The following is a 16,003-nucleotide window of genomic DNA, read 5'->3' as shown; positions in this document are numbered from 1 at the left end:
GTAACCCATCGAGAGAACGCTCGGGCACGTGACGGAGCGTTCTCTCGATCGGGACGTCGAGGGCGGGGGCTACTCCCAGTCGGTGGTGCGGGGACGGTCGGCGCGGCCGTCGGTGAGGTCGGCGACGTGCTGGGCGAAGCGGGGACAGGCGACGATGTCGTGGGCGCGGCACCGCAGGGCGTGCGCGGTCATCTCGCGCGACCGTTCGATGGACCGCGCCCGCTCGTCGAGGTCGCGCAGGTGCGCCTCGAGCACCTCGTGCCGGCCGGCCGCCTCGCCGTCGAGCAGCACCCCGATCTGCTCGAGGGTCATGCCGGCGGCCTTGTTGCGCACGATGACGGCGACCCGCACGAGGTCCCCGTGCCGGTAGCGCCGGTAGCCGGACGCGTCACGCTCCGGGGTCAGCAGCCCGAGCGTCTCCCAGTGCCGAAGCACGTTCGTCGGCAGGTCGAAACGAGCCGCCAGCTCACCGACGGTCCAGGTCTGCTCGCGCTCGCTTGCCTTCATCCCCACATGAAGGTACACGCTCGATCCTCAAGAGCCGCAACGACAGCAGGGAGACACCGTGCACACCGACATCGCCATCATCGGAGGCGGCCCCGCCGGCCTCCAGGCCGCCCTCTCGATCGGCCGCCTCCACCGCGACGCCGTCCTCTTCGACGACGGCACCTACCGCAACGCCGCCGTCAGCCACATGCACAACGTCGTCGGCAACGAGGGCACCCGCCCGAGGAGTTCCGCGCCCTCGCGCGCAAGCAGCTGACGGCATACGACACCGTCAGCGTGCGGGAGGAGCGGGTCGAGTCCGTCGAGGAGGCCGCCGGCACCTTCCACCTCCGCGTCGCCGACGGTTCGACCGTCACTGCGTATGCCGTCGTGCTCGCCACGGGCGTGCGCGACACCCTGCCGCCGGTGCCCGGTCTGGAGGACCTGTGGGGCGACCTCGTCGCGCACTGTCCCTTCTGCCACGGCCACGAGCTCTCGGGTGAGCGTGTCGGCATCCTCGGCGCCGCGATCGCGCCGCACCTGAGCGCCATGCTCGACCGGGTCGCCTCCGACCTCGTGGTGTTCACCGACGGGGAGGCGCTGCCCGACGGCTGGGACAACCGTCCCCCGGTGCTGACCGGACGGGTCCTCTCGGTCGAGCGCCGCGACGGCGGCGTCCGCGTGACTCTCGACGGCGTGGACGGTGCGCAGTCCTCCGAGCAGGTCGCGGGCCTCTTCGTGAAGCCGGCGATGACCCAGTCCGCGCCGTTCGCAGAGCAGCTCGGGCTCGAGCTCAACCCGTCGGGCTGCGTGCGCGTCGACGAGTTCGGCCGCACCAGCCGCCCCAGCGTCTTCGCCGGTGGCGACCTCGCTCACCTGCCCGCCTACCCGATGCCGATGGCGTCGGTGACCATGGCGGCGGCCGCCGGTCAGGTCGCGGCGTCCGGAGCGATCATGGCGGTCCTGTCGCGCTGATGCTCGGTGCTCGGTGCTCGGTGCTCAGCGCGGCTGCGGGCGAGCTCGCGGGCCCGTGCGGCGGCGAGCAGGCCGACGATGCCGGTGACGACGAGCAGGAGCACCTGGAAGGCGGACAGCCACGGGGTGAGGCGTGCGTTGCCGAGGCCGCCGTCGAAGAACCCCGACGCGATGCTGGCGAAGCAGGCGAGCGTGAGCAGCGTCGCCGGCACGGCCCCCCACCGGCGCCGGGTCGACACCGACAGCGCGGTCAGGACCACCTGCCCCGCCACCATCGGCAGGGGCGCAGCGAGCAGGGCCGCGGGTCCCCAGGCCTCCGCCCACGTGTTGACCCCGGCGGCGACGGCGAGGACGCCACCGAGGGCATCGACGCCGACGAGCGCGAGCTGGGCCACGACGAGGAGCGTCGCGACGCGCGCTGTCGTCGGTGCGGCGGGTGCGGCCGATGCAGGTGTGAGCGGCTGGGCGGCGGTGCTCATCGAGGGCTCCTGACTCTGGATGGTCGGTGCGGGTCGTCTCCATCGAGGGTTCCGCCTGCGTCTTGGGTTTCGCTTGCGAGCGGCTTGCGGCGGCGCGCGCCGGTTCGGGCCTCTCGGGCGAACGGCCACGGGACGCGGGCCTGCTGGCTACCTTGGCGACATGCACGTCTTCGTCCTCGGTGGGAGCCGCGCCGAACGTGCGACCCCGCACGGCTCGAGCGCCTCCGACGGCGTCGAGGCCGAGCCGATCGACCTGGGTGCGCGCAAGCCGCGGTCGATCGTCGCGGCGCTCGCGATGCGCCCGGGCCGACCGGTGCCCGTCGACCTGCTCGCCGACCTCGTCTGGGCGGGGGAGCCGCCGCCGGCCGCTCACGGTGCGCTGCACGCGTACATCTCGGGCCTGCGCAAGGCGATCGAGCCCGGTCGGCGCAGCCGCACGGAGCCGTCGGTGCTGGGTCGCACCGACCACGGCTACGTGCTGTCGGTGCCACCCGACGCCGTCGACGCCCACCGCTTCGCCGAGGTCACTCGCCAGTCGGAGCGCTCGCTCGCCCCGCTGGGCTCGCAGCTCGCGCCGACGGACGGCAGCAGCCGCACATCGAAGTGGCCCTCGCGCGACCTCGTCGCGGAGACCGTCGACCGGCTCGACGAGGCGCTCGGGCTCTGGGCGGGGGAGCCGTATGCCGACCTGCCCGACCACCCGGACGTGCTGGCCGAGCGTGCCTCCCTGGAGCGCCTGCGCGCGGCTGCCGAGGAGACCCGGCTGCTCGGTCTGCTCGCGCTGGGCGAGCACGTCAACGTGCTGGCGACGACCGAGCCGCTGACCGACCTGCACCCGACGCGCGAGCGCCTGCACGCGCTGCACGCCCTCGCCCTCGTGAGGGCGGGCCGGCAGGTGGAGGCGCTCGACCACCTGCGCCGGGCCCGTGAACGGCTGGCGGACGAGCTCGGGCTCGACCCCGGGCCCGAGCTGCGCGACCTCGAGCGGGCGGTGCTGCGCCAGGACGCAGGCCTGCTCGAGTGGCTGCGCGACAGCGAGCCGGGGGTGCTGCCGGAAAGACGCGCCTCCGTGGCTGTGGCACCGGAACCGACGGCGGGGAAGCGTGACCCGGTGCCGGGGCGCGGTCCTCGCGACGGGTTTCGCTCCGAGGCGACTCGGGAGACGCCGGCCACCGACGCAGTCGTCGGTCGAGGCGCCGAGCGCGCGGTCCTGTCCGCGCTGCTGGACCATGCGGTTGCGGGTAGCGCTGGGTCGGCGCTGGTCGTCGGCGAGCCGGGCATCGGCAAGTCGCGGCTGCTGCGCGACCTGGCCGCGAGAGCCCGAGGCGCAGGCTTCGTCGTCGCCGCCGGGGTCTGCTCGCAGGACGACGGGGCTCCGCCGCTGTGGCCCTGGCTCTCGGTGCTGAACGCCCTCGACGGGCAGATGCATCGGACGGGCCGGGACAACCCGCAGGACGTGTCGCCCGAGCCGTCGCCGGCGCGGCTCGCCGACGTCGCCGCCGACGCGGAGGCGCTGGGCCCCGGTCGGTCGGCCTTCCGCACGTGGGAGCGGATCGCGTCGGCCGTGCTCTCCGCGAGCGAGGCGCAGCCGGTCCTCGTCGTGCTCGACGACCTGCACTGGGCCGACGACGCGACGCTGCGCACCCTGCGCCACCTGCTCGACGTGTCGCCGGCGGAGGCGCGGCTCGTGGTCGTCGGGTCGAGGAGGTCGCACCCCGAGCCCGTCGGCGCACTGGCCGAGGTGGGCGAGGCGTTCGCCCGCCGGGGCGGGGCGCGACTGGACCTCACCGGTCTGGGCGGGGCCGACGCGGCGGCGCTCGTGCACTCCGTCGCGGGAGCGGTGCCCGACGACGTCGCCGCCGCCTGGCACGCGCGTACGGCCGGGAACCCCTTCTTCCTGCTCGAGCTGGCCCGGCTCGGGCCGACCGACTCCGGTGCGGCCGTCCCGGCTGCCTCGGCCGCGCCGGGCGAGAGGAGCGAGAGGAGCGACCGCGCGCCCACCGCCGGCGACGAGCCCGTCCCCGCCACCGTGCGCGAGGTCGTCATGCGCCGGGTCGCCGCCCTGCCGGCAGCCACCGTCAGCGCCCTCGGCACGGCGGCCGTCGTCGGGCGGTCCTTCCGCGTCGAGACCGTCGCGGCCGCCGACCGTGCCGACCCGGACCTCGTGGACGACCACCTCGCGCCGGCGCGTGCGGCAGGCCTGCTCGTCGACCACGGTCTCGACGGCTACGCCTTCGCCCACGCGCTGGCCCGCGACGCCGTCTACCACTCGGCGCCACCACGTCGGCGGGCCCGCGTCCACGCGCAGATCGCCCACGCGCTGGCCACCGATCCGGGCCTGCGCACCACCATGACCGACGACGAGCTGACGGCCGAGCTGGCCCGGCACTGGCTGGCGAGCGGACCGACCCATGCGGAGCAGGCGTGGCGTGCGGCCGACGCCGCAGCGACCCAGGCACGCCGCGCGGCCGCGTACCGCGACGCGATGGACCTGCGGGCTCGGGCCGTCGAGGCCCACCGCCGGGTGCCGGGCGCCAGCCAGGAGGAGCGGTGGGACCTGCTCCTCGAGCTCGCGCGCGACGCCGCCTTCGCGGCCCACTGGCCGGCCGTCGTCGAGGCGGCGACCGAGGCCGTCGCCCTGGGCCGCTCGCTCGGTTCGCCCCACCGGGTCGCCCGCGCGGCCGCTGCCCTCTCGCACTACTGCGTCTGGGAGCCTCTGTCGTGGCAGGAGGTGCGCGAGGACGCCGTCGACGACCTGCGCTGGGCGCTCCGGGTGCTGCCCGAGACCGACTCGCCCGACCGCGCCCGGCTGCTGCTCTCGCTCGCCGTCGAGCTCTACTACGACCAGCACGCGACGGCGGAGCGCGCCGCGCTCGTCGACGCCGGGCTCGGGGTGGCCCGGAGGGTCGGGGACGCCGAGCTGCTCGCCTGGGCACTTCGCGCCGCCTGGCTCGCCTCGTGGATCCCGTCGCGGACCGAGGCGAGACTGGCCTCCGGCCCGGAAGCGGTCGAGGCGGCCCGCGCCGCAGGCGACACCGTGGCCGAGGCGGTCTCGCTCATCAGCCTCGCGATCGACCACCTCGAGCTCGGAGACGTGGACGCGTGGACGCGCCACGCCGGCCAGGCCGACCGCATCGCCCGCCGGGAGCGCCTGCCTTACCTGCTCTACACGTTCAACTGGGTCGAGCTCTGCCTAGCGTCGCTGCGCGGCGACGATGTCGAGGCCGAACGGCTCGCGGCCGTGACCCTCGACTGGGCCTCCCAGGTGTCGCTGACGGCCGAGGACCTCGCGAAGCCGGTCATCGCCCTCGTCCGGGACATCTGGCGGCTCGGGCTCGGCGACGACGTCACGTTCTTCCGCCTGATGGCGCTCCACCCGTTGGGGCGGGCCACGGCCCACGCCCTGCTCGGCCGCGCCGGCCGCCCCGACCTCGTGGCCGAGGAGCTGCGCGACCACCCCGTCCTCCCGGTCCAGGAGAGCTGGCAGACCCTCGTCACCGAGACGCTGGAGGCCGAGGCGGCGAGCTACGTCGCCGACGTGGGGCTCGCCCGCCGCGCGGTGGCGCGGCTGACCCCGTACTCCGGTCGGATGACGCTCGCCGGCATCTCCATCGTCATCGGTCCGGTCGACGGCTACCTCGCTCTCGCGCAGGTGACCGCCGGCGACCGGGCGGGCGCAGTCGCCAGCGCGCGGCGCGCCCTGGCGCACGCGCACCGGTGGGGCTTCACGGCATACGCCCGCTGGTTGACGGGCAACCTCGAGCGTCTGGGCGTGGACGTCAGGGCCGCCCCGGGCTGAGGCGACCCCGACGGCGAGGTCGGGTCAGGCGAACCCGAACGCCTTGCGGGTGGCGCGCTCGTAGCGGCCACGCGTCAGCCACAGCAGCACGACGAAGGGCTTGCCCGCCTCGTCGAGGATCTTCCTGACGAGATGGTCCGGCACCTCGTCGGCGACCCACGGCACGAGGAAGCCCATGAGGCGGGGGCCGTACGCCTTCTGCGCAGCCGCGTCGAAGCGCGCGTTCTCCTCGGGCGTGACGACGCGCTGGAGGAACGGCAGGGCCTCGGTCTCCTCGTGGGCGAGGTGGTCGAGCAGGGCGGCCCGCGCCGCCGTGACGTGCACGTCGAGCGCGTTCCGGTGGTCGACGCACGGGTGCTCGCGCATCGCCGCGAAACCCGCCGAGACGGCCGCGAGCGTCGGGTCGATGACGCCGTGCTCGGCCTCCATGTCGTCGAGCATCGTCAGAGCGCTCTCGTCACCGAGCCGCTCGGCGTGCTCCGTGAGCACGGGCCACAGGTTGTCGTCCTCGACGCCGTGGTGGTGGTGGAGGATGTCGCCGAAGCGGGCCCAGCGCTGAGCCAGCGCCGTCCACGTGTCGGCAGCGCCGATCGGGGTGGCCCGCACCGCGGACTCGAAACGGGCGAGGTCGCGCCGCAGCGCGTGGTGCATGAGGTACATGCCGGTCTGGTCGTGCGGGCCGTGCGCGACGTGCGCCTGTCCGGGGAACGAGACCTGCTCGTGGGTCGGAGGGGTGGTGGTCGTCATCGTGCTCTCCCTGTCGTCGTCGTGCCGCGGTTGCGGCCTGCGACCAGAGTCGGCGAGGCATCTAGTGCCGCTCTTGGGAGCGACTTGCGCAGGGCGTGAGGGGCGCGGCATACGATGCCAAGATCCCGAGAACTCGAAGGAGTGGCACATGCCCCGCGACCTCGCCCCGGACCTCGTCGAGCGCCTCACGAAGGCGTTCGAGGCCGACCCGACCGCACGGATGCTCCAGAACGCCGTGACGACGACCTCCGTCGACGACATCGCCCTCGACCGCCGGGTCGTGACGAGCATCGACCACTCCGTGTCGCACCTGCTCGACGACTGGACGGCGACGTCGCAGGAGAAGAGCGGGCGCTGCTGGCTCTTCGCCGGCACCAACCTGCTGCGTGCCGGTGCGCGGAAGACGTTGAACGTCAAGGACTTCGAGTTCTCGCAGAATCACCTCCTCTTCTGGGACAAGTTCGAGAAGGCCAACCACTGGCTCGAGTCGGTCATCGCCACCGCCGACCGTGACGTCGACGACCGCACGGTCGCGCACCTGCTCGCGACCCCGGCCGAGGACGGCGGCCAGTGGAACATGTTCGTCGCGCTCGTGGTCAAGCACGGCCTCGTGCCGAAGGTCGCGATGCCCGAGACGAAGAGCTCGAGCAACACGCGCCTGATGAACCGCGACATCTCCACGATCCTGCGCCAGGCCGCGCGCGACCTGCGGGCGCAGGCTGTTGACGGCGCCTCCGAGGACGACCTGCGCGAGACCAAGGAGCAGGTGCTCGGCACGATCCACCGGCTGCTCTGCATCCACCTCGGCACGCCGCCGCAGTCGTTCGTGTGGCAGTGGAAGGACACCGACGGCGGCTTCCACCGCGACGGCGAGATGACGCCACTGGAGTTCGCCGAGAAGTACGTGACGGTGCCGCTCGAGGACTACGTGTGCCTCGTCAACGACCCGCGGGCGACCAGCCCCTACGGCCGCACCTTCACCGTCGAGCACCTCGGCAACGTCGTCGGGGCGCCGCCCGTCACCTACCTCAACGTCGAGCCCGACCTCATGAAGTCGCTTGCGGCACAGGCGATCGTCGGCGGCGAGCCGGTGTGGTTCGGCTGCGACACGGGCCAGATGTCGAACGCCGACCTCGGCCTCTGGGACGCCGGCCTCTTCGACCGCGCCGCCCTCTACGGCACTGAGCCGAGCCTGGCCAAGGCCGACCGCCTGCTCCACCACGAGTCGCTCATGACCCACGCGATGCTCTTCACGGGCGTCGACCTCGTCGACGACACCCCGCGACGCTGGCGCGTCGAGAACAGCTGGGGCACCGAGAAGGGCGACAAGGGCTTCATGACGATGAACGACGGCTGGTTCGCCGAATACGTCTTCGAGGTGGCCGTCCGCCGCGACGCCCTCCCGTCCGAGCTCCAGCAGGCCCTGACGCAGGACCCGATCGTGCTGCCCGCGTGGGACCCGATGGGCGCCCTCGCCGGCTGACCGCACTCGTGAGCCCCACGACACCGGGCCCGTCCGCGGACGCCGACGTGCCGGCATACGTCGGCGCGCTCGGCCTCCCTGGGCTGGCCGACGTGCACGTCCACTTCCTGCCCGACCCGATGCAGCGCAAGGTGTGGGCCTACTTCGACGAGGCCGAGACCCACTACGGCACGCCGTGGCCGATCACCTACCGGGCCGATGAGGAGCTGCGCCTCGCGACGTTGCGCGGCCTCGGGCTGAAGGCGATCCCGTCACTCGTCTACCCGCACAAGCCGGGCATGGCGGGGTGGCTCAACGAGTGGTGCGCCGACTTCGCCGACCGCGTGCCCGACGCCGTGCACAGTGCGACCTTCTACCCCGAGCCGGGGGTCGGCGACCTCGTGGCGACGGCGCTCGACCGCGGCGCACGGCTGTTCAAGATGCACGTGCAGGTCGGCGACTTCACACCGGACGACGAGCGCCTCGACGCCGCCTGGGCCCGGCTCGAGGCCGCCCGCGTGCCGGTCGTGATCCACGCGGGGTCGGCGCCGATCCGGGGCATGCACACCGGACCGGGGGCTGTCCGCGAGGTGCTGCGCCGCCACCCCGACCTCGTGCTGGTCGTCGCCCACCTCGGTATGCCGGAGTACCACGAGTTCGCAGATCTGGCAGACGAGTTCGGCGGTGTGCACCTCGACACCACGATGAGCGGCACCGACTTCACGAACCGCTTCGCGCCGTTCCCCGCCGGCTACGTCGAACGGCTCGCGACCCTGCGCGACCGGGTCGTCCTCGGGTCGGACTTCCCGAGCATCCCCTACCCGTACGCGCACCAGCTCGACGCGTTGGCGCGGCTCGGGCTGGGCGACGACTGGATGCGGGCGGTGCTGTGGCACAACGGCGCCCGCCTCCTGGGTCTGCCCGGCGCGTGACGTCGCCGGCGCGCTTGTCTAGGCCGTCGCGACCGGTTCGGTGGCGCGGTCGTAGGTGAGCAGGACGGCGTCACCCACCACGTGGTGGTCGCTGAGACGCCACGCCTGCGGGGACGATGTGCCGCAGGTGCGGGTACGCGTTGGTGATGCCGGCGTCGAGGCCGACCTGGTAGGAGCCACGCCCCTCGAGCACGGTGTCGAAGTGTCGCCAGGGCCCCGTGACACCCAGCGGTTCGTGCGCCGTCGCCGGCAGGGTCTCGGGGTACTCGGCGACGAGGTGTGCGACGTACTCCGGCGACACCGGCCAGAAGCCCCCGGGGCCGGTCGGGTCACTGCCGTCCGGTCCGGCGATGAAGCCGTCGATGGTCGTGGCGACGAGGTAGGTGAGGGTGCGCAACGGTGCTCCTGTCGTGGAGGTCGGAGTCCCAACCTGCCACAGTCACAAGCGCGCTCGGGCGCCGGATCAGGTCAGGTGCTGGCGCAGGAAGGCCTCGGTGCGGCGGATGGAGGTGTCCCACTGCGGCGAGGTCAGCGTGTGGCGCCCGCCCGGGTAGACGTAGAGCTGGACGTTCTTGCCCTTCGCCTTCAGTGCCGCCACCGACTCGCGCGACCACGCGATCGGGCAGTCCTCGTCAGCGGTCCCGTGGTGGATGAGCAGCGGCTCGGTGATGCGGCTGAAGTACGTGCGCGGGCTCGTCGCCGCCCACCTCGCCGGCTGGGCCTCGGGCGTGCCGAGCCGGGCGATCACCGAGCGTGCGGCACCAGCCCTCGACGCGTCGCGCCGCACCCACTTGTTGAAGTTGTCGACGGTGTCGGAGCTGACGGGCGCGTAGGCCACGGCCGCGCGGAAGAGGCCGGGGCGCGCGACGAGGGTGTTGTAGACGACCCCGCCCCCCATCGACCGACCGATGAGCGCGACCCGCGAAGGGTCGACGAGCGACGACTGCTTGAGCGCCAGCCCGGCGTTGACGGCGTCGATGGTGTAGCCGGCACGGAGCCGTGAGTCGTTGCTCGGGTCCTTGCTCGACTGGGCGTGGTTGCGGTAGTCGATGTGCAGCGTCACGTAGCCCTGCCGGGCGAGGTGGTCGCGCTCGCGGAGCATCGTCTCGCCGTTGGTGTAGACGGCCGGGTCGACGTAGCCGTGCGCGAGCACGACGGCGGGGAACGGGCCCTTGCCGCGGGGGACGTTGATGCGCCCCGAGATGGTCAGCCCGTTGCTCCGGTAGGTCGCGAAGTACTGCCGGTACGCGCTGGTGCTGCCGCGCTCGGCGCCCAGCTCCAGACCGCCGCCCTCGAACGTCGTGGCGATGAGCGCCGCGATCGAGGCCGGGTCCGGGGCGGCTGGGACGCTGGGGGCGCTGGGGACGCGGCTGGGCGTGGGGCCGCTCGCCTCGGGGACGGTCCGGGTCGGTTCGCTGCTCGGTGGCGAGACGGGGGCGGTGGAGGTGCCGAGTGCCGAAGAGCGGGACGCCGCAGGCGCCGGTGCCGGGCTGCCGGCGGCCCCGTCGGTCGGTGCGGCGCCGGTGCTGCAGGCCCCGAGCAGCACGCCGACGGTGAGGCCGGCAGTCAGCCCGGCCCGGAGCCTGGTGGTGGTGGATCGCACGGGGCGCACCCTCCGAGTCTCACCCCGCCTGCCGCGGATTCCCAGCCCACTCCCAGCCTTCGTGCCCGATCCGAGACCTTGGGGGATCAGCCCACGGTGGCCGCGGCCTCGAGGACGGTCCAGGCCTGCAGCTGCGGCGACAGCTCGAGCGGGGGAGCCGGAGCGCGGCCGCCTGGCTCCAGGGGGAACACCGTGGGGTCGCGCCGGCCTGCGACAGCCAGACTGCCCCGACCGCGCCAGAGCGCGTCAGCGGTGTCGAGGACGAGTCGCCGGGCCACCGCACGGGTCTCGTCGGGCAGGCCCGAGCGATGCGCAGCAGCCACGGCGAGGTAGCGCACGAGGATGCCGGTGAACAGGCCCCCGTCCCCGCCGCCGTGGGTCCGGAGCACCCGGCCCCCGGCCCCCGGGACCGTGAGGTTCGTGTCGACGGCGGTGACGAGCGCCGCCGCCCGTTCGAGGCTCTGCGCGTCACCGAGCGTCACGAGCGCACCGAGCACGGTGCCCTGGTTGTACGACCACACGTCCGGGACGAGCACCTCCTCTCCCGACCGGAGCCGTATGCCGTCCTGCACGAGTCCGCTGTCGGCGGACCACAGGCGCGCGTACAGCCAGTCAACGAGCCGCCGCGCCTCGGTCGTCTCGCCCAGACGCGCGAGGTGCAGGGCGGCAGGTCCGGTGGCCGGGCTGTTCTTGAAGTCCCGGTCGCGGCTCCAGAAGAGGCCGCCGCCGAGGTCCTCGGTGTGCGCCGACCGGAGCTGGTCGGTCAGCTGCCGCCCGGCGGAGCGCAGGCGTCGCTGTCGCGACCGTCGGCCGACCTCCGCGTGCAGCGCCTCGAGCCGCCCAGAGGCGAGCGCGAGCCAGGCCATGTCGTCGTAGAAGTCGTTGACCCACCGCGCCCGGTTGCGCAGCCGGATCGTCGCGAGCAGCCGGTCGCCCTGCCGCGCGTGGCGGTCCGCACCGGCCGTGTCCCCCGTGCGGAGACCGCGCAGGCCGGCGTCGACGATCGCATCGAGGTAGTGCGCCTGCCACCAGTAGTGCCAGGCGCCCCGCAGGTCGCCGAACCACCGGTTGCCGGCGGCAGGGTGCGAGACCCGAGCGAGGTGGGTCCAGGGCACCGGGCCGAGGCGGCCGCCGAAGAGCGCCTCGACCGACCGCTCCGCCTCGGCCGCCCGCTCGTCGAGCGGGCCTCCTGACCCGGGCGAGGCACTCGTGGCGGACACGCTCCGGACGCTACCGCGTGTGCTCGCCACCGATGTGACTGTGCAAGGGTCGGAGCGTGCCGACGACGGACGGGATGGTGACCGACGACCTGTGGCGCACCGTGACGCCCCAGGTCATCGGGGCGCTCGTGCGGCGCTACCGCGACTTCGACCGTGCCGAGGAGGCCGCGCAGGAGGCGCTGCTCGCGGCCGCCGCCCAGTGGCCGGAGGAGGGCGTGCCGGACGACCCGCGAGCCTGGCTCATCCGGGTCGGGTCACGCCGGCTCGTCGACCGGTTGCGCAGCGACGAGGCACGGGTGCGCCGTGAGGTCGCAGACGCGAGCCGGACCCCCGACGACGAGCACGTCAGCCCGCCACCGGACGCGAGCCGGGCGGTCCCGGCCGACGACGACACCCTGACGCTGCTGCTGCTCTGCTGCCACCCGGCGCTGACCCCGGCAGCGCGCATCGCCCTCACCCTCCGAGCCGTCGGCGGCCTCACCACCGCGCAGATCGCCCACGCCTTCCTCGTGCCCGAGGCGACGATGGCGCAGCGGATCAGCCGCGCCAAGGCGAGCATCCGTGACGCCGGCTCGCAGTTCCGGATGCCGCCCGCCGCCGAGCTGCCCGGCCGGGTCGGTGAGGTGCTGCACGTGCTCTACCTCGTGTTCACCGAGGGGCACACGGCCAGCAGCGGCGACGCGGTGGCCCGGGTCGACCTGACGGCCGAGGCGATCCGGCTCACGAGACAGGTGCATGCCCTGCTGCCCGACGAGGGCGAGGTGACGGGGCTGCTCGCCCTCATGCTCCTCACCGAGGCGCGACGTCCCGCGCGCACGACGGCGTCGGGAGAGCTGGTGCCGCTCGCCGAGCAGGACCGCTCCCGGTGGGACGCGGCGTACGTGCGGGAAGGCATCGACCTCGTCACCGACGCCCTCAGCCGGACGCGACTGGGGCCCTACCAGGTGCAGGCGGCCATCGCTGCCGTCCACGACGAGGCGACCACCGCGGCCGACACCGACTGGGAGCAGGTGCTGGCGCTCTACGACGTGCTCGAGCAGCTCGCACCCGGACCCGTCGTCTCCCTCAACCGCGCGGTGGCGCTCGCCATGGTGCAGGGCCCGGCCGCGGCCCTCGCCCAGCTCGCCGACCTCGAGGGCGACAAGCGCCTGGCGAAGCACCACCGGTTGCACGCCGTCCGCGCCCACCTGCTCGAGCAGCTCGGCGACACCGACGCCGCGCGGGAGAGCTACCTGCTCGCGGCCCGGCTGACGACGAGCACCCCCGAGCGACAGCACCTGCGCCGCAAGGCAGACGGCCTCTGATCTGCACGGTTCCGTGACCTTCGCGGGGGCGGTGTCGTTTCCCCACGACACCGTCCCGGACGAAGGAGTCCCACGTGCCACGCTCGACCCGCCTTGCCGCCGCCCTCGTCGCGGCGCTCGCCACGGCCGCTGCCCTGGCGTCAGCCGCTCCGGCCGGAGCGGCCTTCGCCGGCCCTTCCGGGGCCGGCGCCGCCACGCAGAAGCAGGTCGTCCAGCTCGGCGACTCGTACTCGGCGGGCAACGGCACCGGCTCCTACGAGGAGCGCAGCTGCTACCGCTCCCCCCGCAACTACGGCAGCCAGGTCGCGGCCTCGATCGGGGCCGCCTACGTCGACCGGGCCTGCAGCGGCGGCGTGGTCGCCGACATCCTGAACCCGCGCGACCTCGGTGACGCGTTCACGAAGTCCGCGACCTACTCCGTCGACCCGGCCACCTACCCCGACCAGCAGGCCGAGTGGTTCCGTCGCGCCCAGACCGAGCGGCTCTGCGGGGTTCCGGCGCAGCCCGACTTCTCCTACCGCTACACGTTCGTCGCGGGGGCCGGCGTCGGCAGCCTCTACACGGGCACCGTCTCGTGCCAGCTCGTCGTGCGGCCCCAGATCGACGCGGTCACGTCGTCGACCGACCTCGTCTTCCTCACCATGGGTGGCAACGACCTCGGGTTCTCCACGATCGTCACGAACTGCCTCATCGTGCGCGACCCCTCGAGCTGCCGCGACACCCTCGAGTCGGCGCGTGCCAAGGCGCCGTCGATGATGGACCGTGCCAAGGACGCCCTGCGCGCGGTCGAGGCCCGCTCCGGTGGACGCGCCGAGATCTACCTGCTCAGCTACCCGTACCTGGTGAACACCGAGAGCTACGGCATCCCCGAGGCTGCACCGACCTACGACGCGGGCGCGGCGCTCAACGAGCTGCAGCGCTACGGCGACGAGCTCCAGGCCCGCGGCATCGCCGAGCTCAACGCCGAGCCGGGCGCCGACCGCTACCACTTCGTCGGCACGGTCAAGCAGACGTGGGGTGGCCACGTGCACGGGCTCGAGCCGCACGCCGTCGCCGACAACTCGAACGCGTGGCTCGTCCCCGTCGGTACGCCGGGACGCGACGTCGCCGAGTTCGTCCACCCCACCCAGCCCGGCTGGGACGCCACCGCAGGCGGACTGCGGACGGCCGTCACCGGCTGAGCCCGCCGGTGTCCTGAGCGCGGCGACCGGTCGCGGGTGCCGCGCTCAGGCCCAGATCGCGGCCGGTATGCCGTCCGAGAAGGTCTCCGGTGGATCGGGCAGCGGGCGCGCGAGACCTGCCGCGTGACGCGCCGCGGTCCACGCGACCGCGCAGGCGTCGAGCACGTCGTCGGCGGCATACCCCTGGCCCTCGAGCACGGACGGGCGGGCGAGGCCCGCGTCGGCGAGGGCGCCGAGGCGCTGGGCACGACCCTCGTCGGTCTTCTTGCTCGCCTTGATCGGGGCGCCCGTCATCGTCGCGAACGACAGCTCGGGATGCACCTCGAGCACGGTGACGGTGGGGCGCGTGCGCACCCAGGCGTCGACCTCGACGATCTTGTCGCGCAGTGCGAAGGCCTGCGCGCCGACGCCCTGACCGACGAGGCCACGGTTGACGGCGTCGGCCTCGAGCCGTGTGCCCGCGAGGTAGGCCGCCCTCGTCAGCGTCGAGAAGATCGACGACGACTTGCCGGGCAGGGCGTTGCGCGCGAGCTGGTCGGCGCGGCGGATCGAGCTGTCGGGCAGGCCGATCGGGATGTCGATGCCGACGACGCGGATGCCCAGCGACTCGCGCACCATCGCGACGAGCTCGCTGATCGTCGGCGCGACGACGACCCGCGGCCGCGGGGCGCCGGGCTCGAGCACCGCGCCGACCCAGCCGGCCTTGCAGCCGTCCACCCCGAGGACCGGTGCGGCGACCTCGAGGGGCGGCGGGACCGTCGTCGTGGTGTGCGACTCGGCCAGCGCGGCGTCGAGGCGGGCCAGCGCCCGGCCGGCGTCGGCGTACGCCTCCCGCACCGCGGTGTCGCGCGCGGGTGCCGTCCGCGACTCGCGAGCCAGCTCCCCGGCGAAGTCGTGCAGTCGATGCCGCCACGCCTCGATGTCCATGCCCCCACCCAACCAAACCGGCGAGCCCGAGGGTGCACCGCCGCGGCGAGCTGGCCACGGCACTGTTGCACCCCGTGCCACGGTGACGCAGCCACCGCGCCAGAACGGGCCCCGACCCGCTCAGGCGGCCCCGACCGCCTCCTCGCGATCGCCCCGGCTCCTGCTGCTCGCGCGTGCGTCGGCGTGGGCCCGCACGGTGAGCCACACCGCCACCCCGCCGACCGCCGCCTCGAGGGCCCAGATCGCCACGTTGCCGGGCAGGCGAGGATAGCCACCCGCGAGCGGAATCCCGCGGGCCCCGAGGGTGATTCGTGCCAACGGCTCGATGAGAAGGGGTGACACCCCCAGAAGGCCGGCCCACCGGGCAGCCCGCCGGGACCACAGCCAGGCGAGGAGCCCCGCGACGCATCCCACCGTGATGCCGATCGTCAGCCACGGTATGCCGCCCGGCCGGCCCAGCACGAACGTGGAGAGCCATCTCGCGTAGGTGCCCGCCGCGGTCTCCGCGTGACCGGGATCGGCCGACGGATCCCTCCCGACGCGGTGCAGCCCGTAGAACCCGGCCACCATGCCGGCGCCGACGATGGCACCCGACGACACCGCGGTCGCGGGCCCCGCCCCCCAACGACGTTCGACCCACGACGCCACCGCGAAGGGCAGGACGACGAAGGGGGCGGCGAGGTTCGCGACCCAGAAGACCTCGGGGTCGCTCGGCGAGGGGATCGCCGACGTGGCCCAGCCGTAGGCGTACCCGATGAGCAGGGCCCCGAGGAGGCCGAGCGCGACGCGCCCGGTGGACGGCAGACCGGCAACCGGTCGGCGGCGCGGCGTCATGCCGGTCACCCTAGTGTCCCGTGAGCCGTTCACGCGGCCGGCCGGCCTCGGCAG

Annotated in this window: 14 protein-coding genes; 6 read left to right on the top strand and 8 right to left on the bottom strand. The window is 73.9% G+C overall.

Annotated features, from left to right (window positions below):
• Positions 1-69 precede the first annotated feature (69 nt).
• Positions 70-507: a MerR family transcriptional regulator gene (locus ACYVNR_RS19350; protein WP_461050323.1), complete on the bottom strand. Its 438-nt coding sequence runs from the start codon at positions 505-507 to the stop codon at positions 70-72.
• 6 nt (positions 508-513) lie between these two features.
• Between ACYVNR_RS19350 and ACYVNR_RS19345 the strand changes: the two genes are divergently transcribed.
• Positions 514-1,461, top strand: a complete 948-nt coding sequence (locus ACYVNR_RS19345; RefSeq protein WP_461050321.1) for an NAD(P)/FAD-dependent oxidoreductase — start codon at positions 514-516, stop codon at positions 1,459-1,461.
• On the opposite strand, the gene ACYVNR_RS19340 is transcribed toward ACYVNR_RS19345, so the two are convergent.
• Positions 1,416-1,940 carry a hypothetical protein gene (locus ACYVNR_RS19340; RefSeq protein ID WP_461050319.1) on the bottom strand — a complete coding sequence of 175 codons (525 nt, stop codon included), beginning with the start codon at positions 1,938-1,940 and terminating at the stop codon, positions 1,416-1,418. The genes ACYVNR_RS19345 and ACYVNR_RS19340 overlap by 46 nt on opposite strands.
• 160 nt (positions 1,941-2,100) lie before the next feature.
• On the opposite strand from ACYVNR_RS19340, the gene ACYVNR_RS19335 reads away from it, so the two are divergent.
• Positions 2,101-5,739, top strand: a complete 3,639-nt coding sequence (locus tag ACYVNR_RS19335; RefSeq protein ID WP_461050317.1) for a BTAD domain-containing putative transcriptional regulator — start codon at positions 2,101-2,103, stop codon at positions 5,737-5,739.
• A 24-nt stretch (positions 5,740-5,763) separates the two neighbouring features.
• Here the strand turns inward: ACYVNR_RS19335 and ACYVNR_RS19330 are convergent, their stop codons facing one another.
• Positions 5,764-6,486 carry a hemerythrin domain-containing protein gene (locus ACYVNR_RS19330; RefSeq protein ID WP_461050315.1) on the bottom strand — a complete coding sequence of 241 codons (723 nt, stop codon included), beginning with the start codon at positions 6,484-6,486 and terminating at the stop codon, positions 5,764-5,766.
• 148 nt (positions 6,487-6,634) lie between these two features.
• Between ACYVNR_RS19330 and ACYVNR_RS19325 the strand changes: the two genes are divergently transcribed.
• On the top strand, positions 6,635-7,969 hold the full coding sequence (locus ACYVNR_RS19325; protein WP_045189198.1) for a C1 family peptidase: 1,335 nt from the start codon (positions 6,635-6,637) through the stop codon (positions 7,967-7,969).
• Positions 7,970-7,977: 8 nt separating this feature from the next.
• Positions 7,978-8,880, top strand: a complete 903-nt coding sequence (locus tag ACYVNR_RS19320) for an amidohydrolase family protein (RefSeq protein WP_461050312.1) — start codon at positions 7,978-7,980, stop codon at positions 8,878-8,880.
• A gap of 70 nt (positions 8,881-8,950) precedes the next feature.
• On the opposite strand, the gene ACYVNR_RS19315 is transcribed toward ACYVNR_RS19320, so the two are convergent.
• The 3 genes from ACYVNR_RS19315 to ACYVNR_RS19305 all read right to left on the bottom strand — a co-directional run bounded on the left by ACYVNR_RS19315 (position 8,951) and on the right by ACYVNR_RS19305 (position 11,703).
• On the bottom strand, positions 8,951-9,277 hold the full coding sequence (locus tag ACYVNR_RS19315; protein WP_461050310.1) for a hypothetical protein: 327 nt from the start codon (positions 9,275-9,277) through the stop codon (positions 8,951-8,953).
• Between the two features lie 66 nt (positions 9,278-9,343).
• Positions 9,344-10,483, bottom strand: a complete 1,140-nt coding sequence (locus ACYVNR_RS19310) for an alpha/beta hydrolase family protein (RefSeq protein ID WP_461050308.1) — start codon at positions 10,481-10,483, stop codon at positions 9,344-9,346.
• Positions 10,484-10,569: 86 nt separating this feature from the next.
• Positions 10,570-11,703, bottom strand: coding sequence for a glycoside hydrolase family 76 protein (locus ACYVNR_RS19305; protein ID WP_461050306.1), 1,134 nt, complete (start codon positions 11,701-11,703; stop codon positions 10,570-10,572).
• Between the two features lie 56 nt (positions 11,704-11,759).
• On the opposite strand from ACYVNR_RS19305, the gene ACYVNR_RS19300 reads away from it, so the two are divergent.
• Together ACYVNR_RS19300 and ACYVNR_RS19295 are read left to right on the top strand one after the other, a co-directional pair.
• On the top strand, positions 11,760-13,007 hold the full coding sequence (locus ACYVNR_RS19300) for an RNA polymerase sigma factor (protein ID WP_461050304.1): 1,248 nt from the start codon (positions 11,760-11,762) through the stop codon (positions 13,005-13,007).
• Positions 13,008-13,081: 74 nt separating this feature from the next.
• Complete coding sequence (locus ACYVNR_RS19295; RefSeq protein ID WP_461050302.1) at positions 13,082-14,188, top strand: SGNH/GDSL hydrolase family protein; 1,107 nt, start codon at positions 13,082-13,084, stop codon at positions 14,186-14,188.
• Between the two features lie 45 nt (positions 14,189-14,233).
• Here ACYVNR_RS19295 and ACYVNR_RS19290 read toward each other — a convergent pair whose 3' ends face one another.
• Positions 14,234-15,115, bottom strand: coding sequence for a DUF429 domain-containing protein (locus ACYVNR_RS19290; protein ID WP_461050300.1), 882 nt, complete (start codon positions 15,113-15,115; stop codon positions 14,234-14,236).
• Positions 15,116-15,235: 120 nt separating this feature from the next.
• Complete coding sequence (locus ACYVNR_RS19285; protein WP_461050298.1) at positions 15,236-15,949, bottom strand: hypothetical protein; 714 nt, start codon at positions 15,947-15,949, stop codon at positions 15,236-15,238.
• Between the last annotated feature and the right edge of the window lie 54 nt (positions 15,950-16,003).

Source organism: Terrabacter koreensis (assembly GCF_054783315.1).
This window is presented reverse-complemented; position numbering and strand designations above follow the sequence as displayed.

What these genes read in the sequence shown, in the direction of transcription:
- ACYVNR_RS19350 (WP_461050323.1), bottom strand. Translation starts at nt 507, where the DNA reads ATGAAGGCAAGCGAGCGCGAGCAGACCTGGACCGTCGGTGAGCTGGCG.
- ACYVNR_RS19345 (WP_461050321.1), top strand. Translation starts at nt 514, where the DNA reads ATGAAGGTACACGCTCGATCCTCAAGAGCCGCAACGACAGCAGGGAGA.
- ACYVNR_RS19340 (WP_461050319.1), bottom strand. Translation starts at nt 1,940, where the DNA reads ATGAGCACCGCCGCCCAGCCGCTCACACCTGCATCGGCCGCACCCGCC.
- ACYVNR_RS19335 (WP_461050317.1), top strand. Translation starts at nt 2,101, where the DNA reads ATGCACGTCTTCGTCCTCGGTGGGAGCCGCGCCGAACGTGCGACCCCG.
- ACYVNR_RS19330 (WP_461050315.1), bottom strand. Translation starts at nt 6,486, where the DNA reads ATGACGACCACCACCCCTCCGACCCACGAGCAGGTCTCGTTCCCCGGA.
- ACYVNR_RS19325 (WP_045189198.1), top strand. Translation starts at nt 6,635, where the DNA reads ATGCCCCGCGACCTCGCCCCGGACCTCGTCGAGCGCCTCACGAAGGCG.
- ACYVNR_RS19290 (WP_461050300.1), bottom strand. Translation starts at nt 15,115, where the DNA reads ATGGACATCGAGGCGTGGCGGCATCGACTGCACGACTTCGCCGGGGAG.
- ACYVNR_RS19285 (WP_461050298.1), bottom strand. Translation starts at nt 15,949, where the DNA reads ATGACGCCGCGCCGCCGACCGGTTGCCGGTCTGCCGTCCACCGGGCGC.